The organism is Bacteroides sp. D55t1_190419_B8 (assembly GCF_015558905.1).
GTDB classification, from domain to species: domain Bacteria; phylum Bacteroidota; class Bacteroidia; order Bacteroidales; family Bacteroidaceae; genus Bacteroides; species Bacteroides vicugnae.
The window spans coordinates 99709-120997 of sequence record NZ_JADMOU010000004.1; the positions used below are offsets into that span (position 1 = coordinate 99709).

The 21289-nt window shown below is 38.7% G+C and carries 22 protein-coding genes and 1 pseudogene; 10 read left to right on the top strand and 13 right to left on the bottom strand.

Annotated features, from left to right (window positions below; genetic code table 11):
• The 5 genes and pseudogenes from I2I13_RS05345 to I2I13_RS05360 all read right to left on the bottom strand — a co-directional run.
• Positions 1–134, bottom strand: a pseudogene (locus tag I2I13_RS05345) (GGGtGRT protein); the annotation flags it as partial.
• Between the two features lie 678 nt (positions 135–812).
• On the bottom strand, positions 813–1175 hold the full coding sequence (locus I2I13_RS05350) for a DUF5640 domain-containing protein (RefSeq protein WP_195649021.1): 363 nt from the start codon (positions 1173–1175) through the stop codon (positions 813–815).
• A 628-nt stretch (positions 1176–1803) separates the two neighbouring features.
• Positions 1804–2442, bottom strand: coding sequence for a recombinase family protein (locus I2I13_RS05355; RefSeq protein WP_195649022.1), 639 nt, complete (start codon positions 2440–2442; stop codon positions 1804–1806).
• Between the two features lie 116 nt (positions 2443–2558).
• Complete coding sequence (locus I2I13_RS24420; RefSeq protein ID WP_229128566.1) at positions 2559–2834, bottom strand: hypothetical protein; 276 nt, start codon at positions 2832–2834, stop codon at positions 2559–2561.
• A gap of 60 nt (positions 2835–2894) precedes the next feature.
• Positions 2895–3341, bottom strand: a complete 447-nt coding sequence (locus tag I2I13_RS05360) for a RadC family protein (RefSeq protein WP_195649023.1) — start codon at positions 3339–3341, stop codon at positions 2895–2897.
• A 778-nt stretch (positions 3342–4119) separates the two neighbouring features.
• Between I2I13_RS05360 and I2I13_RS05365 the strand changes: the two genes are divergently transcribed.
• Complete coding sequence (locus tag I2I13_RS05365) at positions 4120–4710, top strand: hypothetical protein (RefSeq protein WP_195649024.1); 591 nt, start codon at positions 4120–4122, stop codon at positions 4708–4710.
• A gap of 71 nt (positions 4711–4781) precedes the next feature.
• On the opposite strand, the gene I2I13_RS05370 is transcribed toward I2I13_RS05365, so the two are convergent.
• From I2I13_RS05370 to I2I13_RS05405, 8 genes are all read right to left on the bottom strand, one after another.
• Positions 4782–5591, bottom strand: coding sequence for a hypothetical protein (locus I2I13_RS05370; protein ID WP_195649025.1), 810 nt, complete (start codon positions 5589–5591; stop codon positions 4782–4784).
• A gap of 419 nt (positions 5592–6010) precedes the next feature.
• On the bottom strand, positions 6011–6181 hold the full coding sequence (locus tag I2I13_RS05375; protein ID WP_195649026.1) for a hypothetical protein: 171 nt from the start codon (positions 6179–6181) through the stop codon (positions 6011–6013).
• Between the two features lie 269 nt (positions 6182–6450).
• Positions 6451–8268 carry a DEAD/DEAH box helicase family protein gene (locus I2I13_RS05380; RefSeq protein ID WP_195649027.1) on the bottom strand — a complete coding sequence of 606 codons (1818 nt, stop codon included), beginning with the start codon at positions 8266–8268 and terminating at the stop codon, positions 6451–6453.
• The gene (locus I2I13_RS05385; RefSeq protein ID WP_229128567.1) at positions 8268–8759 is read right to left on the bottom strand and encodes a hypothetical protein; all 492 of its coding nucleotides are present in this window, start codon (positions 8757–8759) and stop codon (positions 8268–8270) included. Before I2I13_RS05385 ends, I2I13_RS05380 begins: the two co-directional genes overlap by 1 nt.
• Positions 8756–9202, bottom strand: a complete 447-nt coding sequence (locus I2I13_RS05390) for a hypothetical protein (protein WP_195649028.1) — start codon at positions 9200–9202, stop codon at positions 8756–8758. The genes I2I13_RS05385 and I2I13_RS05390 overlap by 4 nt, the downstream gene beginning before the upstream one ends.
• Before the next feature lie 94 nt (positions 9203–9296).
• A complete protein-coding gene (locus tag I2I13_RS05395) occupies positions 9297–10514 on the bottom strand; it encodes a site-specific integrase (protein WP_195649029.1) in 1218 nt (405 codons plus the stop codon).
• 369 nt (positions 10515–10883) lie between these two features.
• A complete protein-coding gene (locus I2I13_RS05400) occupies positions 10884–11894 on the bottom strand; it encodes a GGGtGRT protein (RefSeq protein ID WP_008760490.1) in 1011 nt (336 codons plus the stop codon).
• A 19-nt stretch (positions 11895–11913) separates the two neighbouring features.
• Positions 11914–12615: an iron-sulfur cluster assembly scaffold protein gene (locus tag I2I13_RS05405; protein ID WP_004296942.1), complete on the bottom strand. Its 702-nt coding sequence runs from the start codon at positions 12613–12615 to the stop codon at positions 11914–11916.
• A gap of 238 nt (positions 12616–12853) precedes the next feature.
• Here I2I13_RS05405 and I2I13_RS05410 point away from each other — a divergent pair, with 238 nt between their 5' ends.
• The 9 genes from I2I13_RS05410 to I2I13_RS05445 all read left to right on the top strand — a co-directional run bounded on the left by I2I13_RS05410 (position 12854) and on the right by I2I13_RS05445 (position 21221).
• Complete coding sequence (locus I2I13_RS05410; protein WP_148366097.1) at positions 12854–13258, top strand: HsmA family protein; 405 nt, start codon at positions 12854–12856, stop codon at positions 13256–13258.
• A gap of 385 nt (positions 13259–13643) precedes the next feature.
• Positions 13644–14144, top strand: coding sequence for a DMP19 family protein (locus tag I2I13_RS05415; protein WP_148366098.1), 501 nt, complete (start codon positions 13644–13646; stop codon positions 14142–14144).
• A gap of 82 nt (positions 14145–14226) precedes the next feature.
• Positions 14227–14979, top strand: a complete 753-nt coding sequence (locus tag I2I13_RS05420) for a hypothetical protein (protein ID WP_195649095.1) — start codon at positions 14227–14229, stop codon at positions 14977–14979.
• 42 nt (positions 14980–15021) lie between these two features.
• Complete coding sequence (locus tag I2I13_RS05425) at positions 15022–15567, top strand: Yip1 family protein (protein WP_148366102.1); 546 nt, start codon at positions 15022–15024, stop codon at positions 15565–15567.
• A 9-nt stretch (positions 15568–15576) separates the two neighbouring features.
• The gene (smpB, locus tag I2I13_RS05430; protein ID WP_117937536.1) at positions 15577–16029 is read left to right on the top strand and encodes an SsrA-binding protein; all 453 of its coding nucleotides are present in this window, start codon (positions 15577–15579) and stop codon (positions 16027–16029) included.
• 89 nt (positions 16030–16118) lie between these two features.
• Positions 16119–18866 carry a methionine synthase gene (gene metH, locus I2I13_RS05435; RefSeq protein WP_195649030.1) on the top strand — a complete coding sequence of 916 codons (2748 nt, stop codon included), beginning with the start codon at positions 16119–16121 and terminating at the stop codon, positions 18864–18866.
• Between the two features lie 11 nt (positions 18867–18877).
• Positions 18878–19477, top strand: coding sequence for a nitroreductase family protein (locus tag I2I13_RS05440; protein WP_195649031.1), 600 nt, complete (start codon positions 18878–18880; stop codon positions 19475–19477).
• Between the two features lie 71 nt (positions 19478–19548).
• Positions 19549–19674, top strand: a complete 126-nt coding sequence (locus I2I13_RS24680) for a symporter small accessory protein (RefSeq protein ID WP_004296931.1) — start codon at positions 19549–19551, stop codon at positions 19672–19674.
• Positions 19671–21221 carry a sodium:solute symporter gene (locus tag I2I13_RS05445; RefSeq protein WP_148366107.1) on the top strand — a complete coding sequence of 517 codons (1551 nt, stop codon included), beginning with the start codon at positions 19671–19673 and terminating at the stop codon, positions 21219–21221. The genes I2I13_RS24680 and I2I13_RS05445 overlap by 4 nt, the downstream gene beginning before the upstream one ends.
• Positions 21222–21289: the final 68 nt, after the last annotated feature.

Consider the following 21289-nt stretch of genomic DNA (forward strand, 5'->3'; position numbering starts at 1 on the left):
GTACAACCTACCATCGGGTTGTTACCAATTCCCAGGAATCCCATCATTTCTACGTGAGCAGGAACTGATGAAGAACCGGCGAATTGAGCGTCACTGTGCATACGACCCATCGTGTCAGTCATACCATAAGAAGCTATAGTATTGCTTCTTTTTAATTTCCCTAACCTACTTGTAAATAACTGTGTTACAGATTAGAAACTTAAGTATTTAAAAGAACTCTCCGGTTAATTAATAACAATTTATTGTTAAGTGGTCGCAAATAAGTCACAAAGCACTATTGCGTCCTCTTCATTAACGATACAAAGGTAGTATTTTTTTGGTAGTAACTGATTTCTGTTTAATGTTTATTTCAGATTGTAACATGAGTGAAGTGTGTACTGTGATACAGTGCTAGTAAGCATAAGCATCTTTCCATGTTTCAAATGCTCATGAATGGCAACTAAGTAATTGCGGAATTGAAGAGAACTGCACTTTTCTTTGATTGTTTTAGCAATCCATTTCTCTATTAGTATTCTTACTTTGCTTTTAGTACCTTTGTAGTAGATGATTCAATAACCAACCTAATTTACATTAACCTAAAATGAGACTTGCTAAGAAGAATAACGCTATCCATTACCTACCACAAGAGATTACAGAGACCGTAGTTACGGAAACAACTTACTGCCCTGTCACAAGGGAAATGTTAGAGCAACTCTTTTTAAATTCGCCTAAGAGGGACAAGCGTAAACTTGTTAAGAAGAGAAAGAAGTAATTAATAAGGCAGCAAGTGAATGTGTACTTCAAATGCTGCCTTCATTACTTACTAGCTTGATTTACTGCTTGATAAAAGTAACTGAATCTTCATTGTCTTTAATCGTTAAACGATTACCAGATAATGAAAATGTAGAAGTGTAATCTTCACCGTCTTCCCATGTGAATGTGAGTTTATTGCCGCTTACCTTGTAAGTGAAACCTTCTGCCTCACCTTGAGTTCCATTAGAAGAAACTTCCCAAGATTTACCTGTACCGTCAGAATTGAAGGTGAAGTATTCTACATACCCATCATCAGAACTTTCAGCTTTCCATGTACCTACGATAGAGGCTTTCTCATCGTCATCATCGTCCCCACAAGCTGCGAAATTCACACATAATACAACCATTAATAAGGTTGCTCCAATTAATCTTAATGTCTTCATTGTTATTATTAAATCTGTTTGTGTCTCTAAGTTCCTATTAGAGGCGTTAGTAATTTGTAGTCAAGTGTGAGGAACACAACACGGAGGTTGCACACTTCTTATTAGAATTGCGATTGATAAGTAAAAGTCTGTCTGATTCTTAGATACCTGTATTATTGCCAACTGTTTCCACCATTGGCGATTAAACACAAGAAGGACGTGGAAACTATTGAGTATTACTGTTATGAGGCACCCTTGTTACCAAGAGTTTCTGGACTGCCCATCTCCATGTAATAAACAATAGTCCACGTCCGTATGAAGTTAATCCATTCAAAAACATGAATGGTATGTAACAACAAACGAGACGTGGACGTTCTTGCCTATCACCCATGGAGATTGAAATTGTCCAGATTTCATAACAGGGTAATACCTTCAAACGTCCTTCGTTTTCTTAATAAGTCCTTCCAGACCTAACGCATTAGGTATCTGAAATTGCTACAAAGTTACGAATTTACGTTTGATTAGCAAGAACTATTGTTCATTAATCGTTGAGGCTGACTTCTACTCAACATTTTAAGGTTAGGAGGAAATTAGCCAAGTCCCCATAAAGATGGAATTTAAGAAATTTCCTCCCAACCAATTAATAAGACTAGGGATTGACAAATTGATTCTTTATCCGTTGAACGGTGGAGATACCAATACTTTGTAGCTTTGCCACATTTCTAACAGAATACCCCTTCTTCAATAAGGCTATCACTTCTTTATACTCTTCCCGTTTCCGTTCCTCTGTCTTAATACTGCCTGTCTTCCGTCCTAACTTTCCACCTTTGGCAATGTAGTTAGTTCTTCCACTATTAAGACGATACACAATGTTGCTTCTCTCAATGTTAGACATTTCCGCTAGTATTGTTACCATGATAGAAGCAATAGGATTAACTTCTCCATTTGGTTGTAATGTATAAAGTCCCAAGTTCTGAATGTAAACGGAAACTTTAGCTTCATGTAGTCTTTCTAAGGAGCGAAGCACCTGTAATGTACTTCTGCCTAATCTGGAAAGTTCAGATAGTAACAAGTAATGAACTGAATTAGTAGTGCAGTATTCCAAACATTCCGTTAAGACTTGGCGTTCTTCATTCTTCTTTGCACCGCTAATGTGTTCCTCAAATGTGGCAACTACTTCAATTTCCTGTGAGTTGGCATACTTTCTTAAATCTTCAATTTGTCTACTTGTGTCCTGTCTATCACTAACAGACGAAACACGAGCATAAATCACTGCATTTGTTTTCATTTAAGTCTTTGGATTAATTGATAACATGAGAGAATGTATTCAAACCACCTTTGCAGATTAATTTGAACACATTCCCAATTTGAACACATTTGCCAATAAGCTATTGCCAAATTAATTTAGAATGGTCTGTCTCCATACTCATAAACTGTGATAGAATTGCAAACTCTTTCGTAGAATGAGAATCCACAACCAGTATGAAAGTAGCTTTCGTAAACTGCTGCATACTCTCCTTGCTGTCTGCTAGTCCTATCTAAGAATGAATCAAACTTATGTAACCAATACTTTAATGCTTGTAACCGCTTAATGTATTGCAGATTGTTTTCACTATTGCATAAACTTTCCTGTAATGTGGCAATGTGTTGAATTACACTTTCTACTTTCTTTGTATCCATAGTGTTGTAGTATTAATAAGATGAGAGAGGACACCAATGTATTATGATGTCCTCTGTTGATTAAATCTCTCCTTCGTCAGCAAAACTGTAATACTTTTCACTTGTGAGAATAATGTGGTCTAATACCCTTATTCTCATAAGTTCGGCAGCTTCTTTAATGGATTGCGTTAATTCTAAATCCTGTTTGCTTGGCTTTAAATTCCCGCTTGGGTGATTATGTGCCAAAATGAGAGAGACTGAATTAGTAAGCAATGCGGCTTGTAAGATAACTCTTACATCAACACTTGTTTCTGTTATTCCTCCTTCTGAAATTTGAGTGAATCCTAGAACTTGATTCGCTTGATTCAGATAAAGAACTTTGAAATACTCTTTGTAATCTATCGTTCCCGCTTTAAATGTAGGTAGTAGAATCTGATAAGCGTCAGCAGAACTGCTAACTTTGTTCTTGTTTCTGGTAGTAGGCTTATAAGCAAGTTCCACCTCTCCAACTTTATAATCTAAATTCATAATGTCTAATTATTAATGATTATCACCCTTTAATAAGATTGTAACCAACTAAGACAATGTACCCAACTATTAAGATAGGATGTAGTAGCACTGCAACAAAGAAGGTTATTACTACGATTAGTAGATAGAATAAACTCTTTAGCATAGTCTCATTATTAGAAGCTTCTTTGTCTGAATACGAAGCAAATGATTAATAACAAGATTATCCCAAACATCACCTGTGGTAACATAATAAAGGGAACTATTAAGATAGTCCCTAATGTGATTAGAATCTTCACATTCTCCATAACTTGTAATTTAATGATTAGTAATCTGAACTTTAGTGCAAATGAGTAGTCTAAGCGTGAGATTCTATCTAACCTTTTACAAATGTGTCATCTTATAAAGAATCATCTCTTATCTGTAGTTGGCAGATAAGTGATTCTATGAATTTCATTCGTTGAGGCTTGGAAAGCGATTCACGCTAAACTATTCATTTCATTTACTTATTGGTATGGGGTGTTTGGTGTAACACAACAGAAGCGTTTGAGACATACATTACATTTGAATTTCTATGTCATTCATTATTCTGGAATTAATAATACTACTCTAAGTAGTGCTAGTCCTTATTAAGAAATACTTCTTAAATCTAAAGGGGAGGGGGTGCAAATTTAAGTACCTTACATTTTGAGTTGGGAGGGTAAATGAACTTTTATTGCTAGATTCAATTTAATTGGCTACATTTGCAGAAACTCATAATTACATGAATTATGGAATACATTAATGAATTTCACAAGCAATGGATAGAGCGCACTCGTCAGTCAATAGTCTCTTGGAGCAAGCAGCCTGCATCGTTAGAAGAAGCAAAGAAACAGCAGGAACGCTTGAACCAACAGAGAGCTATAAGAGAGGGCAAATTGAAGAGTTAATTTCATTTGCTGATTCAAACGGCTTATGGATTGACTTTAACAATCTTTCCGTTATCTATTTGGATAAAGGTGGAGAGAATGAAGTGTTTTATGATGCTGCGGCTACTGTATACAAGTTAAATAACTTTGAGTATGCAGGTGACAATCTGGAGAATTTCTTCATCCGTATTACTGCACACAATAAGTTCTTTAGCAATGTGCCCTACCAAATGATAGGCTTTGCTTACAATAGCCTACATGAGTTTTGCGCAGTTCTCATACAACCGCACATAAAGGCAGAACGGGAAGCAACAGAGGACGAAATAACTGATTACATGCAAGCTCTTGGTTTTGAAATGAACTACCTTGATGAGTACCATAATGACCAATACGAAGTATTTGATGCAGTCCCTAATAATGTCCTCTATGGTATTGATGGCGACTTGTACTTTATTGATACTCAAATAAGGTTAAAGGGATAGTATGCAGATACGTGTAGAAGCATGAGAAACTCCAAACCTAATGGTCTGGAGCTTTATTATTTATAAACTAACTACAGGGTAATTTTATAAGATACATCTTCCTTAACAGTTCGCTTTCTACCTATTGTTCCTGCTTCTAATGATTTCATAAGAGTGTGAATGTTCTTGACACCTTTAAAACCATTCTCTTTGTATTTCTTGTAAATCATACATTCTCTGGAGAGTGGGATGTTGTCACGTTCATAAACTTCAATTTGGTAGTCCCAAATAGCTATTTGTTTCTCTACGTATTTGTCGTTGGGTTGGTCTACTATTAAGCCTTTGACCTTTAGAATCAGACTGTCTCCAACTTCATCTAATAAATCTAAATCCTTTAATTGCTCTATGTACTTACTAATAGTACCATGTCCCATGTGAATACATTCTTTCAAATCTCTCATTGATAATTTAACTATGTAACTATGTGGTTCTGCCGCACTGAATAATTTTAGTATGAATCCCCTTAGTTTCAAATCTAAAGTATTGTAAGTATCATAGAACTCTTTGCCAATCCTCCTGTAATTACCAGGCTTTACTTGACAGAATTTATACTTAGTCCAATGTCTATCTTTTCGTTTAGAATCTATGTCATGTATGCTAACTTCACCTGTTGTCCTTAACTTGTCATTGAAAGACAATGTGCCTTTACTCTTCTTGTAATTGGATAGTTTGTCTCCGACAAATCTTGCAAGTTCTTCCAATGTAGTACTGGTTTCCAAAGACTGTTTATCTGCTATTAGTAATAAGGTATAAGTCCTGTACACATCTGAACAGTTTAGATTCTGAATCAGATTATTGCTCATTACTGTGTACTGCTTGAATGGAGGTCTTTTGGCTTTCATAAGGCAAACGCTCAATATGTTTAATCAAAGTAATCTGGTTCGTCTTTAATAGGAATCTCATTTTAGTGGAACTTAGGCTATTGGCTTTTCTTAGTTCGCTTAGTTTATCATAGAAATGACTATTGTAATGCCACATACTTAATTGTTTTATGTTTCTTACTTAGCAGTACCTCCTAGAAGTTCGTTTGAACTTCGCAGGTGGCTGTTGGAGTGTAGTATCTAGGAATGTAAACAGGGGGTGAATAAGCACGCTAATAAAGAGGGAATAAGCACGCACTTATAATCTGGCAACATCAGCACTTTAACATGTAGATTTATCTTACTGGTAGGCACACAGAAGTAGAAATTGGTATTGGTTACAATTTAATTGAGAATAAGTATCCTGTTCTGTTCGCTTGAAGCAGTTTGGGAACTTGAAACTATTTCTGCATCAACTTATAAGGTAGGTAAATGGTGTATGTCTTACCCTGTCTCATTTTGCGCTTCTTGATGTAACGGTCGGCAGCCCAAAGACCAATGTGTAACTTTGTATCCTTGATGTCATGCTGTAGTGCTAGTTCCCGAATGTCTGCGTAGGTCAGTTCTTTCATTTTGAGTAGATTTAGGTTTTTAGTGGCGAATCTGGGTAGGCGATAGGTAATCTGGATGTGAATTGTTTGAAGTGACACAAAGGTAGTTAAAGGTTGGGACTATGTCTAACCATTATACCTCAACTTGGAATTATAGTCTATAAGTGATAATGAAATCCAATAATTCAGAGTACTGTTTCCGAACTATTTGGCGTATGGGGTAAATTCAACCTTTTAGGCTGTAGGGTATATGATATGATTATCTCACTTAAAAAGGTTGAATGAATTAGCTAAACCTTCTCACTTACAAGTAACAAGGCTTTGTCTTTCTTAATCCACACTTCTTTTGTATTGAAGTATAGGTTAATACTTTGCGCTGTTATCTTATTAGGTGGGGTAACTCTTAGTAGTTTAAAGATGCGTATTAGTTCCTTCTTAATGTCGGTAAGCCTATACTTCATTCCTACCTTAAATGAGTTCTTTATTAATTGAACAGTCTCTGTTCCTTTAGCTCCTATGAGGAATTGGGCAACTATCATTCGTTCCTTAATTTCTGAATAGGAATAATTGAGTTCCTCAATAGTATCCCTGCCTAACATTTCGTATGCTTCTACAATGAACGAATCTGTCTTTATTAATTCCTGCTTAAATTCATGCTCCTTCTGCGTTGGGTTATTACTTAATAAGTCTAATAGATTGACTATTTGCTTCCTCTTCTCTTTAATACTTAATGTCTTTAGTTCTCGTGTAAGACGCATGCTCTCGTCCGTAACGGGATGATAGGCTGCTACAAATACAGAAGAATCGAAAGTTTCTTTGTATGCAAGGTAGGCTTTCTGAAGGGATTGCGCATCGTGGTAATAACCAGTAACCAATGCGTCATTCATGTAATTGTCAATGGCGAACCAGTTCTTATGTCCATCCCTGTCCAGCATCTTATTAAATGGCAGACTGTCCATTGCTGCTTTGTAGGCTTCTCTAGCTCCCTTATTAGGTGCTGCATCATAGAATGTCTGTAATGTATTATAAACATCCTCACTAGTCTGGATAAAATTCTTAATCTCTTCTTCAGTTCTTTGGGGTAATTCATGTTTGGTATTGGTAATGTGTGAGATAGAAGCTACTCCATTCCTAAACCTACCTATTATTTGGATAACATCAGAGTATGGGTCAAGCATAGTCTGTTCTGCGAAATACACATCAGTAATCATTATTAAATAAGGCTTAACGTTCAGTTCGACATCCACTGCATTGAAGAAACGACTTGTGAAGAAGTTAAACAGTTTCATTTTCTCTTCACTCCAATCTTCATAGCATTCAGTAAATTTATTCTGTTTCAACTTGTCTACACTCTTAGGAGCGCAGAATACGGAAGACTTATCAAGCAAATCTAACTGGGTTATTAGAGAATAGATAATGTCTATTGAGTTTACAAAGATGCAATAAGGTCTAGCTCCGTTTTGTTCGTTTATGAATGGTAGCCAAGCCACTTCTTCTTTAAACTCCATTGCTATGTTATTACAAGGCTTTACATCTATCTCTCTAACATAATCGAAGGTGGGATTTATTTTTAGAATCTTGAATTGACATTCCTCGAATCGTGGGTCACTGAATTTAATCGGAGTTGCAGATACCAGTGCCTTCCCCTTGAACTTGAAGAAATCATCCATAGGTAGGACTATGTCTGTTCTATAGTCTACATCTTTGACTGCCTTGTGAGCTTCATCTATCAAACAGAAACATGTATTATACATGCTAATCCTGACTTCTTGAAATGCTTCCTTAACTTTAGGGAAACTTTCTGGAGTAGTAAGTATCTTATAATGTTTATCTTTACTTGACTGTAGGTATTTGACAATCTTATCTATTGTAACTCCTTCACATACTCCTAGTAGATTGTCTGCTTCATGTTTAGGAGATTTACATTTACCTGTAATTACTGGAACATTAGGTTCTATGATAATTGAATGCCTGTTCGCCTTTAGTTCACTATAGGTTGCACCTAATCCTGTTAAAGTCTTGTATAGTATAACGTTAGTTGGTATTTCCTTTAGTACGTCTGTCAGATACTTGTCTGGTGAATTGACTTCAATAAATGCTGTTTCCATTAGAATAATAGTATGTCGTGTTCTCTTAAATACTTCAATAACTCTCTCGTTCTCTTGACCTTAAACATGACTTTACCATGATTGAATGTGGAAATGGCAGAAACAAATTCGCTTCTGTCTAAGGATAGAGGCACGAATTGTAAAGCTATCTCATTCTTAATAAAGGCTTTCAATACATCTAACTGAAAGTCTCCCTCATTCTCTTCCAATCCCTCTATACCAAATGGTTTAGCATCTATGTCTTCAGTTTCTCCATTAATAAGGTAGTTCATTAACCAATTGAAGTTATCTTCAAAGATTATGTATTTGAATGCGCTAATACTTCTTGATTCAATCCACGCACAAGCATTATTAGTAATAGCCTCATTGAAGAAGCCTATGTTTAGTTTCTCACCTCTAAGCATGAGCTTCTTAATAGTATTATGAGCTTCTGTATTACCGTAATTGTAAAGTTTGTCTTTCATGTCTATTATTATCTCTTCTAATGTCATTCTAATAATCCGTATTCTTCTAACAAAGCTTCAAGTATTCCAGTACGTTTGATACAATAATGTATCTCACCGTTTGGGTATTGAGACTTGGCGCATACATAAGACATTCCAGTTGGCGTAAGATAATCTTTGAGCATAATTACCTTCTTACCAGATAACAATTCATTTTCAAGCGTATTGTAGTTTAAATCTTTAATCTCTAATGCAACATGTTCTTCTGCTAAGTATTCTTCAGCATTAATCTGTATTCCGTTAAGTGCTTTCATTATGGCATCCAATAGCACTTTGTCTACCCAACTGTCAGCTTGTAATGTTTCATTGTCTACAATAGCGGTAATTCTGACATAAGCGTATTCTTCTCCATTCTTATGACGTAATGTAAAGTAGGGAGCGGTATTACACAACTCAATAACTTTCTTAGCTTCTTCGGGATTAACTTTCATTATTGCATGTATTAGTTTGATTAATAATACCCCAAAGTTATAAAGAATTATCCCACCTACAATAGTCGCAAGTGGGAAAATTCAAATGTAACTCTTAATAATTAACTTCCTTTGTAAACGTATCCATTAACTTATCCATTTGCTCACCTATACACCTATCAATTAGTTTAGCATAATGAGCAGTCATTCTTGTGTTAGTGTGTCCTAACATCTTAGAAACGACTTCCAATGAGATGTTATTAGCAAGTGTGACTGTACTTGCAAATGTATGGCGGCTCGTGTGGAAGGTGATGTGCTTGTTGATGTTGCATAGTATTGCAATGTCTTTTAAGTATTTATTAACGTCCGCAGAGTCTTGGATTGGTAATAGTTTGTCACCCCCTTTGTATTTGTCTAGTATTAGCTTGGCAATGGGAAGTAGGGGGATTCTTGATAGCACACCTGTCTTTACTCTACGTTTCTTAATCCAGATTCTACCTGTAGTATCTTTCTCAAAGTGTTCTACTGTTAGAGTTTTGATGTCAATGTAACTAAGACCTGTAAAGCATCCAAAGAGGAACATGTCTTTTGCTCTCTCAAAGCGTGGGATAGGAGTGTCAAAGTTGATAATCTTCCTCAATTCTTCTTCATCCAAGAAATCTATCTCTACGGGTTCACGTTCTACTTTATAGGTAGAGAATGGATTGAATGCCATGTAGGAATTAGCTACTGATAGATTGATAATCTTCTTTAGTAACTTTAAATGTTTGGTGGATGAGTTCTGTGCCATTCCTTTATCTATCCTTAGAAATGAATGAAAGGATTGGATGAAGTTTAGATTCAGTTCACGTAAGTATAAATCTTCCCGCTTGTACTTCTGTTGAATAAACTCCTTGAGTAATCTGATGGTATAAACAGACACCCAATAAGTAGCTTTAGAAACTCCATTGCCTATTAGTTTCTCTTGTTCTTGATTATGCTCTGTAAAGACTTCAAACAGACTTCTTTCTTTAATGGATTCTACCTTATCAAAGTAAGCGTCACGTAGTAGTTCTGCTGTAATAATGAAACCTCTGTCTAACAGTTCAGCTTCTTTCTGATAAAGTTTGGCTTTGATAGCCTTTAAACAGTTGTTGAGGCTTTGAGCTTCTTCGTCTTTACCTTTAACTTGTTGTTTAGCCTTGTCCCATTTATCAATGGCTACTTGTTTGCCTGTTGAAATGGTACATCTGTTACCGTTTACTGTAATTGTAGTTTCAATAGGAGCTTTACCGCTCTTTCTTGTTTTACTTTCTCTTATTGTAAAGAGAATTGAGAATGAACTTCTTACCATGGTTTAATTATTTAAAATTAGACATAGGGAAAGTTCTTTAAATACGATGTATCTATCTGTTTATTAGTGTTATACGACTGATTTTGCGACCACTTGTCAAGATTTGATAAATTGGTCGCACCTTGGTCGCAAACATAGCTTCAATTTAGCTCCATTTTAAGGATAATCAGCCATACTTAACCTTAGATGGACAAACTTCATTTAAGCTATTATTTGCTTCAATTGTATCACCTAATCGTAGTTATTTATAAGAAGGATAGTAAAGAAGAAGGAATACTAGAATAAGGGAGAAGTAGCATAGTATAGTCTAAATAAAAATCCCCATAACTCATAGAGTTACAGGGATTTACTATGTTGTAATTATCTAAATTACTTAGCCAAAGCCTGAGCTACGTCAACCGCACAAGCCACAGTACAACCTACCATCGGGTTGTTACCAATTCCCAGGAATCCCATCATTTCTACGTGAGCAGGAACTGATGAAGAACCGGCGAATTGAGCGTCACTGTGCATACGACCCATCGTGTCAGTCATACCATAAGAAGCAGGACCGGCAGCCATGTTATCCGGGTGAAGAGTACGACCTGTACCACCACCAGAAGCAACAGAGAAATAAGGTTTGCCAGCAAGAACACGTTCTTTCTTGTAAGTTCCTGCAACTGGGTGTTGGAAACGGGTCGGGTTAGTAGAGTTACCTGTGATAGATACGTCTACACCTTCTTTCCACATGATAGCTACACCTTCACGAACGTCGTCAGCACCATAACATTTTACTTTTGCACGAGGACCGTCAGAGTAAGCGATTTCGCGAACAACTTTCAGTTCACCTGTGAAGTAATCGAATTGAGTCTGAACATAAGTAAAGCCGTTGATACGAGAGATGATCTGAGCAGCGTCTTTTCCAAGACCGTTCAGGATGCAACGCAACGGTTCTTTACGTACTTTGTCTGCTTTTGCAGCGATTTTGATAGCACCTTCAGCAGCAGCGAAAGATTCGTGACCTGCCAGGAAAGCGAAACATTTAGTTTCTTCGCGCAGCAACATAGCAGCCAGGTTACCATGACCGATACCAACCTTACGGTCGTCAGCTACAGAACCCGGGATACAGAATGCTTGCAAACCGATACCGATAGCTTCAGCAGCTTCAGCAGCGTTTGTGCAGTTCTTCTTAAGAGCGATAGCAGTACCTACTACATAAGCCCATTTTGCATTTTCAAAGCAGATAGGCTGAGTTTCTTCACACGTTTTATAAGGATCAAGTCCGGCAGCTTCGCAGATAGCGTTAGCTTCTTCGATGTCTTTGATGCCGTTAGCGTTCAAGGCTTCAATGATACCTTTGATACGACGGTCTTGGCTTTCGAATTTTACTTCTCTAATCATAGTTTCTTTCCTCCTTATATTATTCGTGACGTGGATCAATAGATTTAACTGCTCCCTGTTCTGCTGTTACGCGTCCATAAGTACCTGTAACTTTCTTCAAAGCTTCGTTAGCATCAGTACCTTTCTTGATTTCGTCCATGAACTTACCCATGTGTACGAATTCGTATCCGCAGATTTCGTCGTTCTTGTCCAAGAAGATTTGTTTGATATAACCTTCTGCCATTTCAAGGTAACGAGGACCTTTAGCCAAAGTACCATAAAGAGTACCTACCTGGCTACGCAGACCTTTACCCAAGTCTTCCAAACCTGCACCGATAATCAAACCACCTTCAGAGAAAGCTGATTGAGTACGTCCGTATACGATTTGCAAGAAAAGTTCGCGCATTGCAGTATTGATAGCGTCGCAAACAAGGTCAGTGTTTAATGCTTCAAGAACTGTTTTACCCGGAAGGATTTCAGAAGCCATAGCAGCTGAGTGAGTCATACCAGAGCAACCGATTGTCTCGATCAAGGCTTCCTGGATGATACCTTCTTTAACGTTCAGTGTCAGTTTACAAGCACCTTGTTGAGGAGCGCACCAACCGATACCGTGTGTCAAACCAGAAATATCAACGATTTCTTTAGATTTTACCCATTTGCCTTCTTCGGGTATGGGAGCCGGTCCATGGTTAGGACCCTTCTTTACAACACACATGTGTTCCACTTCGTGTGAATAAGTCATAATTAGCTCTTTTTTTAAGTGATATAATTAAAAATACGTAGTCACGATTCTCTAAATCGCCCACAAAGGTAGTCGATTTATTTGTTTCTGCAAATCGCCTTTTATTACTTTTTTGTGAAAAGAGACAAATCTGTTTCCGTTTTTTCTTCGTTTGTAAAGTCGGGATTGCATTTGTGAAAGATTGAAGCTGGGAGAACTATCTATTCTTTGCTTTGTTGTTATTAGAAAACGAAAATTTATGGAACTGAATCAAGTAGATATACATTATTTAATAGGGGCAATTTGCGTTATTTCATCTGCGCTTATTTTTTATACGATAGGTGTTTGGGGCGAACGTATTCAAAAGAAATTGAAGTTTTGGCATATCATTTTCTTCCTTCTCGGTTTGCTTGCCGATACGGTTGGCACAAGCCTGATGGAGCACATCGCCGAACTGACTCATCTACATGACGAAATTCATACGGTGACGGGAACTATTGCTATTCTTCTAATGTTTGTGCATGCTTCGTGGGCAATATGGACTTATGTAAAGGGATCACCTAAAGCTAAAAAGCATTTTAATCGTTTCAGTATTGTGGTTTGGTGCATCTGGCTCATACCTTATTTAATAGGTGTGTATCTGGGGATGCATTTACATGCATGATAAGCTGCCTGAATAGGGGCATATATTCATAAATAAACTAGCAATATCCCTGTCGGCCGTCTATTGTTGGCTAGCTAGACAACTCCTGTTGTCTGATCGGATGACTGGAATTGACTATATGGTCGACTATAGTCGGCCGATGTTATATAGCCATTTTCGCTATATAATGAGACTGTGAAATGCATATATTGTGAAGGTGTGAATGGTGTGAATACCGTATTTTATTTGATTAGTTCACCGGAAGCACCTGTAAATGAGTTGATATGCGTCTTGTGAAAGACGTGAAGAGTGGATAATGAAGTTAAGATAGGTAAGATTGTGCAAGGATTATCACCAGATGTAGAATAAAATTCGTAGCTTTGCCACATAATTTATAAGAAAGATTATGATCGAAGTTGTAGAATCTGCATTGCAAAAGGCAGCGGGTGAAGGAATGGATGAATTCATCCAAGTGTTTACTGATAAATATAAGGAAGTGATTGGTGGTGAATTGACTGCTGATACGATGCCTTTGCTCACTGGTGAGCAACATTCTTTGCTGGCATATCAGATTTTTCGTGATGAAATAATGGTTGGCGGATTTTGCCAATTAATTCAGAACGGCTATGGTGGATATATCTTTGATAATCCGTTTGCGAAAGTGATGCGTTTATGGGGGGCAGAAGAATTATCTAAATTAGTCTATAAGGCTAAGAAAATCTTTGATGCCAACCGGAAAGACTTGGAAAAGGAACGGACGGATGATGAATTTATGGCTATGTATGAGCAATATGAAGCTTTCGATGAACTTGAAGAGACTTATTTGGAAATGGAAGAACAAGTTACAGCATTGATTGCGAGTTATGTGGATGATCACTTAGAGCTTTTTGCAAAAATAATAAAGTAATGGATGCAGTATTTTTTAAGTCCTTGCATTTATTAATTATGAATTAGAATTTATATCTTTGCAAAATCTAAAAAATATGTTTATGAAACAGATGAAATTTTTCTTGGTGGCTTTGATGGCTGTGGTTATGGGGATGTCGGTTACTTCATGTATGAAAGGTGAGAGTGAATCATCTTACGATTTAGGATTGAATGCGACAGTGATTGATGATGTAATGCAAGTTTGTTTATTAGGTGATGATGGTGTTGTTTATTATCCTAATAACGCAAGCGTTTTAAAAGGTACGAGTGGTTATCCGGAACGTGTTTTCGTTTTTCTAAAATATGCAGAGGGAGTAACTTCTGCTAGCACAAAAAAAGAAGTATCAATAGTACAAGGTGGAGGTTTGTATACTCGTAGTATCTGTTTAAAACCTGATACCATTAAAAACGACTTACCATTAGTAGCTTTAACAGAGGTCGGTGTTCTTGATGCGACTACAGTAAATTATACTAGTGTTAGCGCATATTGTAATGTCATTTTTAGTCTTTATTTGAGTAATTCTGCTGCTATTATTGATTTAGTTCCTGTAAGTGCTGCTGGTAATGAATTAACGGTGAAGTTACAACAGACAATTGGAGATGACAAGGCATCTAATGCGTCTTCAGGATATGCGAGCTTTAAAATACCATCAGTGTCTCAAATAAATTCAGTGTTAGCTTCTATAGCTGCTGAAAAAGGTGAAGAGGCTACTTCTTTGATTCCTTCAGGTGGAAAAATAAAGATTAAAATTGTAGCTACTGGTAAAAATGGGGCATTAACACCATTAAATACTAAAGAAGTTAAAGTTAATTAGTAATTATAACAATTGAACTACAAAGAACTATTTAACATCGCAATGAAATTGATTTCCTCTCCGGCCAAGGCTTGGGAGGAAATTTCTATGGAAGAGGATAGGCGAAAAGTCTATATGACTTTTGTCTATCCTATGATTGGTTTATGCGGTCTGTCCGTGTTCGTCGGTTCACTATTGACGAATGGATGGGGTGGCCCGCAAAGTTTCCAGATAGCTATGACTAACTGTTGTGCTGTAGCTGTAGCCCTGTTCGGTGGCTATTTTCTGGCGGCTTATGCCATGAATGAAATGGGAACAAGAATGTTTGGTATGCATAGCAATATGCCATTGACACAACAGTTTGCAGGATATGCATTAGTTGTGCCTTTCCTGCTTCAGATAGTAACCGGACTATTACCTGATTTTAGAATTATTGCTTGGTTGCTGCAGTTCTACATCGTCTATGTGGTATGGGAGGGAGTTCCTGTATTGATGGGAGTAGAAGAAAAACAACGATTAAAATACACCCTTTTGTCGTCTGTATTGTTAATACTATGTCCGGCGGTGATACAGATTGTATTTAATAGACTGACGGCCATACTTAATTAATGAGTGAAGATGAAACAACCTTCTGTAAATATAAAGAATAAACGGGCTACGTTTGATTACGAGCTGATAGATACCTACACAGCAGGTATTGTGTTGACCGGTACGGAAATAAAATCCATTCGTTTGGGAAAAGCCAGTCTGGTAGATACGTTTTGCTATTTTACGAAAGGCGAATTGTGGGTGAAGAATATGCACATCGCCGAATATTTCTATGGATCGTACAATAATCATACGGCACGTAGAGAGAGGAAGTTGTTGCTTAGTAAAAAAGAATTGGAAAAACTTCAGCGGGAGATGAAAAATCCCGGTTTTACGATTGTCCCTGTACGCTTGTTTATCAATGAGAAAGGTTTGGCGAAACTGGTCATAGCTTTGGCGAAAGGTAAGAAAGAGTATGATAAACGGGAATCTATTAAGGAGAAAGACGACCGTAGAGATATGGCAAGAATGTTTAAGCGGTAAGTAAAAAGCGCTATAAGATAAAACGCCGGACTACGAGAAGTCTGGCAGATGTTGGCAGAGTGGTAATTAGGTATTAATGTGATAGGGTAATGAAAAAGACAATTTCTCAGATCGTATCCGAGCGCATCCTTATTCTGGATGGGGCAATGGGTACAATGATTCAACAATATAATCTCAAGGAAGAAGATTTTCGTGGTGAACGCTTTGCGCATATTTCCGGACAGCTGAAAGGGAATAATGACTTATTGTGTCTGACACGTCCCGACGTGATTCAGGATATTCATCGTAAATACCTGGAAGCGGGTGCGGATATCATCGAGACCAATACATTTAGTTCGACCACAGTTTCTATGGCTGATTATCACGTAGAAGAATACGTGCGCGAGATGAATCTTGCAGCCGTAAAACTAGCACGTGACCTTGCTGACGAGTATACAGCCAAGAATCCCGATAAACCACGTTTTGTGGCCGGTTCCGTAGGACCTACCAACAAAACCTGCTCAATGAGCCCGGACGTAAACAACCCGGCTTATCGTGCTTTGAGTTACGACGAACTGGCTGCATCCTATCAGCAACAAATGGAAGCAATGCTCGAAGGTGGGGTAGACGCCATTCTGATAGAGACAATCTTTGATACCCTAAATGCCAAAGCTGCAATTTTTGCTGCCGAACAAGCCATGAAAGTGACAGGTGTGGAAGTGCCGATCATGTTATCTGTAACAGTGTCTGATATTGGCGGACGAACATTGTCCGGACAAACATTGGATGCATTTCTGGCTTCTGTGCAACATGCCAATATCTTTTCTGTCGGTTTGAACTGTTCATTCGGTGCCCGGCAGCTAAAACCATTCCTGGAACAGCTGGCATCCCGTGCACCTTATTATATTAGTGCCTATCCGAATGCCGGATTACCGAATAGTCTGGGTAAGTATGACCAGACACCTGCGGATATGGCTCACGAAGTGAGAGAATATATTGAAGAAGGATTAGTCAATATTATTGGTGGCTGTTGTGGTACGACAGATGCTTATATTGCTGAATATCCCGCCCTTATAGAAGGAGCTGAACCACACGTTCCTGCCTCTGCGCCGGATTGTATGTGGCTCTCCGGACTTGAACTGCTGGAAGTGAAGCCGGAAATAAACTTTGTGAATGTCGGCGAACGTTGCAACGTAGCCGGTTCGCGCAAGTTCCTTCGTCTCATCAATGAAAAGAAATATGATGAAGCCCTTTCTATCGCCCGCCAACAAGTGGAGGACGGTGCTTTAGTGATTGACGTCAATATGGACGATGGATTGTTGGAGGCAAAGACAGAGATGACTACTTTCCTGAATCTTATCATGTCCGAACCCGAAATAGCCCGTGTTCCGATTATGATCGATTCTTCCAAATGGGAAGTTATTGAAGCCGGACTGAAGTGTCTTCAGGGTAAGTCAATCGTCAACTCTATTTCTTTGAAAGAGGGAGAGGAAGTTTTCCTTGAACATGCCCGAATCATCCGGCAATATGGAGCCGCTGCTGTAGTTATGGCGTTCGACGAGAAAGGACAGGCAGATACAGCCGCCCGTAAAATCGAAGTATGCCAACGGGCTTACCGTCTTTTGGTTGATAAAATCGGTTTTAATCCTCACGATATTATTTTTGACCCCAATGTGCTTGCCGTAGCTACGGGGATTGAAGAACATAATAACTATGCTGTAGATTTTATTGAAGCTACCGCTTGGATAAAGAAAAATCTCCCCGGTGCACATATCAGCGGAGGAGTCAGCAACCTTTCTTTCTCTTTCCGTGGTAACAATTATATTCGTGAGGCCATGCATGCAGTGTTCCTTTATCATGCCATCCAGCAAGGAATGGACATGGGGATTGTGAATCCGGGAACTTCCGTATTGTACACTGATATTCCGGCTGATGTCTTGGAAAAGATAGAAGATGTTGTTTTAAACCGTCGTCCGGATGCTGCTGAACGTTTGATAGAACTAGCAGAATCTCTGAAAGCAAACATGAGCGAAACTGCCGGACAGCCGGCTGTCAAGCAAGACGCATGGAGAGAAGGAACTGTTCAGGAACGTTTGAAGTATGCCTTGATGAAAGGAATCGGAGATTTTCTGGAACAGGACTTGGCAGAAGCTTTGCCTCTTTACGATAAAGCAGTCGATGTAATTGAAGGACCGCTGATGGATGGAATGAACCATGTTGGTGAACTGTTTGGTGCCGGCAAAATGTTTCTTCCCCAAGTTGTAAAGACTGCCCGTACCATGAAGAAAGCTGTAGCTATCTTGCAGCCGATTATTGAATCGGAAAAAGTAGCAGGAAGTGCTTCGGCAGGTAAAGTGTTACTGGCAACGGTGAAAGGAGATGTGCACGATATCGGAAAAAATATTGTAGCTGTAGTGATGGCCTGCAATGGTTATGATATTGTGGATTTAGGAGTAATGGTTCCCGCAGAAACCATTGTCCAGCGGGCTATCGAAGAAAAGGTCGATATGATCGGGTTGAGTGGACTGATTACTCCATCTCTGGAAGAAATGGCTCACGTAGCTGCTGAACTCGAAAAAGCGGGGTTGGATATTCCTCTTCTGATTGGTGGTGCCACTACATCGAAGATGCATACTGCATTAAAGATTGCCCCTGTCTATCATGCTCCGGTAGTACACCTGAAAGATGCTTCCCAAAATGCAGGCGTTGCTTCCAAATTGCTCAACCCGCAGGCAAAAGCCGAACTGGTGAATGAATTGGAGGCTGAATATCAAGCACTTCGTGAAAAGAGTGGGCTGATGAAGCGTGAAACTGTTTCGCTGGAAGAAGCACAGAAAAATAAGTTGAACCTGTTTTAAACATTGTCACAATGAAAAAGATTTTCTCTTTCTTATATCTGATTGTAGTAATCACTGTTATGACCTCCTGTTCTTCTGCAAAAGAAGAAAAAGGAACATCCGGAACCGGAAATGCTGTTTTGGATAATATTTTCGAACGCAAAAGTGTGCGTGCTTATCTGAATAAAGGAGTAGAGAAAGAGAAAATCGACTTGATGCTTCGTGCCGGAATGGCTGCTCCTACGGGTAGGGATATCCGTCCATGGGAGTTCGTAGTAGTATCCGATCGTGCCAAACTGGATTCAATGGCAGCAGCACTTCCTTATGCCAAAATGCTGACGCAAGCCCGTAACGCCATCATCGTTTGTGGAGATTCTGTACGCTCGTCATATTGGTATTTAGATTGCTCCGCAGCAGCACAGAATATTTTGCTGGCTGCTGAAAGTCTGGGATTGGGTGCTGTCTGGACAGCGGCCTATCCTTACGAAGACCGTATGCAAGTAGTGCGTAAATATACTAACCTGCCCGATAATATTCTTCCACTTTGTGTCATCCCTTTTGGCTATCCGGCTACAAAAGAGAACCCGAAACAGAAATTTGACGAGAAAAAGATACATTATAATCAGTATTAGTAAACAAAAGTTTTGTCTTTTCAATAATTTCCTTACATTTGCGTCCAAATTGATTAAAATCTGATACGCAAATGTTTGGAATAGACGACCCTTTTATTATTCTGCCTTACCTACTTTCGGTGGTATGTGTGATTTTTGCTGCTTGGTTTGGGCTGAAATATTGGAATAAGGACGACGAAAAAGACGAAACCCGATGAATACATTTACTCTTGGACTAATTGTGGTAGCTTATCTGCTGTCACTGGCCTACCTCGGCTTTTTGGGATATAAGAAAACGACGAATAGCAGTGACTATTTGGTAGGCGGACGTCAGATGAATCCTATCGTAATGGCACTTTCTTATGGTGCTACGTTTATTTCCGCATCTGCTATTGTAGGTTTTGGAGGAGTGGCGGCTGCTTTTGGAATGGGTATTCAGTGGCTCTGTTTCCTCAATATGTTCGTAGGGGTGGTTATAGCTTTTATCTTTTTCGGTTTGCGCACCCGGCGTATGGGGGTGAAGCTGAATGTGAGTACTTTCCCTCAATTACTAGGCCGTCATTTCCGCTCCCGTAATATACAGGTATTTATTGCTGCTGTTATTTTCATCGGAATGCCGCTTTATGCAGCGGTTGTAATGAAAGGTGGAGCCGTATTCATCGAACAGATTTTCCAGATTGATTTCAATATCTCTTTGTTGATATTTACATTGGTCATTGCTGCTTATGTTATAGCGGGGGGAATGAAAGGGGTAATGTATACGGATGCTTTGCAGGGCGTTATTATGTTTGCTTGTATGCTGTTTCTGTTATTCTCTCTATATCAGGTGCTCGGCATGGGCTTTACCGAAGCTAATAAAGAATTGACTGCCATTGCTCCGCTAGTTCCGGAAAAGTTTAAAGCGCTGGGACATCAAGGATGGACTACAATGCCTATCACAGGTTCTCCACAATGGTATTCGCTGGTAACTTCTCTCATTTTAGGAGTAGGAATCGGCTGTCTTGCACAGCCGCAGTTGGTGGTTCGCTTTATGACCGTGGAGAGTAGCAAGCAGTTGAACCGTGGTGTATTTATCGGTTGTTTCTTTCTGATTATAACAGTAGGAGCTATCTATCATGCCGGAGCGTTGAGTAATCTTTTCTTCCTGAAAACAGAAGGAGCGGTTGCTACCGAAGTTGTGCAGGATATTGATAAGATAATTCCATATTTTATTAATAAAGCGATGCCCGACTGGTTTGCCGCACTCTTTATGTTGTGCATCCTTTCAGCCAGTATGTCTACGCTAAGTTCGCAGTTCCATACGATGGGGGCTTCGGTAGGTTCTGATATTTACGGAACTTATAAACCCCGTTCACGGAATAAACTTACCAATGTGATCCGTCTGGGCGTATTGTTCTCTATCCTGGTCAGCTATATTATTTGTTATATGTTGCCTCATGATATTATAGCCCGCGGAACTTCTATCTTTATGGGAATTTGTGCAGCCGCTTTTCTTCCGGCTTATTTCTGTGCTTTATATTGGAAGAAAGCTACTAAACAAGGCGTCATGGCAAGTCTTTGGGTAGGAACAATCGGCAGTCTGTTTGCTCTTGTGTTTCTTCATCAGAAAGAATCTGCATCATTGGGTATCTGTAAAGCGTTATTCGGACGGGATGTGTTGATTACCACTTATCCTTTCCCTGTGATTGACCCGATATTATTTGCCTTACCATTATCTGTATTGGCTATTGTCGTAATCAGTCTGATGAGTAAAAATAAGTATTAGGTATTAAGTATTAGCCGTAGCTTCTGATACGTTTATCCGCATGGCTTAATTCTTAATACCTAATACTT

What these genes read in the sequence shown, in the direction of transcription:
- I2I13_RS05350 (WP_195649021.1), bottom strand. Translation starts at nt 1,175, where the DNA reads ATGAAGACATTAAGATTAATTGGAGCAACCTTATTAATGGTTGTATTA.
- I2I13_RS05445 (WP_148366107.1), top strand. Translation starts at nt 19,671, where the DNA reads ATGAATACATTTACTCTTGGACTAATTGTGGTAGCTTATCTGCTGTCA.
- I2I13_RS05440 (WP_195649031.1), top strand. Translation starts at nt 18,878, where the DNA reads ATGAAAAAGATTTTCTCTTTCTTATATCTGATTGTAGTAATCACTGTT.
- I2I13_RS05380 (WP_195649027.1), bottom strand. Translation starts at nt 8,268, where the DNA reads ATGGAAACAGCATTTATTGAAGTCAATTCACCAGACAAGTATCTGACA.
- I2I13_RS05355 (WP_195649022.1), bottom strand. Translation starts at nt 2,442, where the DNA reads ATGAAAACAAATGCAGTGATTTATGCTCGTGTTTCGTCTGTTAGTGAT.
- smpB (WP_117937536.1), top strand. Translation starts at nt 15,577, where the DNA reads ATGAAACAACCTTCTGTAAATATAAAGAATAAACGGGCTACGTTTGAT.
- I2I13_RS05365 (WP_195649024.1), top strand. Translation starts at nt 4,120, where the DNA reads ATGGATAGAGCGCACTCGTCAGTCAATAGTCTCTTGGAGCAAGCAGCC.
- I2I13_RS24420 (WP_229128566.1), bottom strand. Translation starts at nt 2,834, where the DNA reads ATGGATACAAAGAAAGTAGAAAGTGTAATTCAACACATTGCCACATTA.
- I2I13_RS05415 (WP_148366098.1), top strand. Translation starts at nt 13,644, where the DNA reads ATGATCGAAGTTGTAGAATCTGCATTGCAAAAGGCAGCGGGTGAAGGA.
- I2I13_RS05360 (WP_195649023.1), bottom strand. Translation starts at nt 3,341, where the DNA reads ATGAATTTAGATTATAAAGTTGGAGAGGTGGAACTTGCTTATAAGCCT.
- I2I13_RS05375 (WP_195649026.1), bottom strand. Translation starts at nt 6,181, where the DNA reads ATGAAAGAACTGACCTACGCAGACATTCGGGAACTAGCACTACAGCAT.
- I2I13_RS05420 (WP_195649095.1), top strand. Translation starts at nt 14,227, where the DNA reads ATGAAACAGATGAAATTTTTCTTGGTGGCTTTGATGGCTGTGGTTATG.
- I2I13_RS05390 (WP_195649028.1), bottom strand. Translation starts at nt 9,202, where the DNA reads ATGAAAGTTAATCCCGAAGAAGCTAAGAAAGTTATTGAGTTGTGTAAT.
- I2I13_RS05385 (WP_229128567.1), bottom strand. Translation starts at nt 8,759, where the DNA reads ATGACATTAGAAGAGATAATAATAGACATGAAAGACAAACTTTACAAT.
- I2I13_RS05425 (WP_148366102.1), top strand. Translation starts at nt 15,022, where the DNA reads ATGAAATTGATTTCCTCTCCGGCCAAGGCTTGGGAGGAAATTTCTATG.
- metH (WP_195649030.1), top strand. Translation starts at nt 16,119, where the DNA reads ATGAAAAAGACAATTTCTCAGATCGTATCCGAGCGCATCCTTATTCTG.
- I2I13_RS05395 (WP_195649029.1), bottom strand. Translation starts at nt 10,514, where the DNA reads ATGGTAAGAAGTTCATTCTCAATTCTCTTTACAATAAGAGAAAGTAAA.
- I2I13_RS05370 (WP_195649025.1), bottom strand. Translation starts at nt 5,591, where the DNA reads ATGAAAGCCAAAAGACCTCCATTCAAGCAGTACACAGTAATGAGCAAT.
- I2I13_RS24680 (WP_004296931.1), top strand. Translation starts at nt 19,549, where the DNA reads ATGTTTGGAATAGACGACCCTTTTATTATTCTGCCTTACCTACTTTCG.
- I2I13_RS05400 (WP_008760490.1), bottom strand. Translation starts at nt 11,894, where the DNA reads ATGATTAGAGAAGTAAAATTCGAAAGCCAAGACCGTCGTATCAAAGGT.
- I2I13_RS05405 (WP_004296942.1), bottom strand. Translation starts at nt 12,615, where the DNA reads ATGACTTATTCACACGAAGTGGAACACATGTGTGTTGTAAAGAAGGGT.
- I2I13_RS05410 (WP_148366097.1), top strand. Translation starts at nt 12,854, where the DNA reads ATGGAACTGAATCAAGTAGATATACATTATTTAATAGGGGCAATTTGC.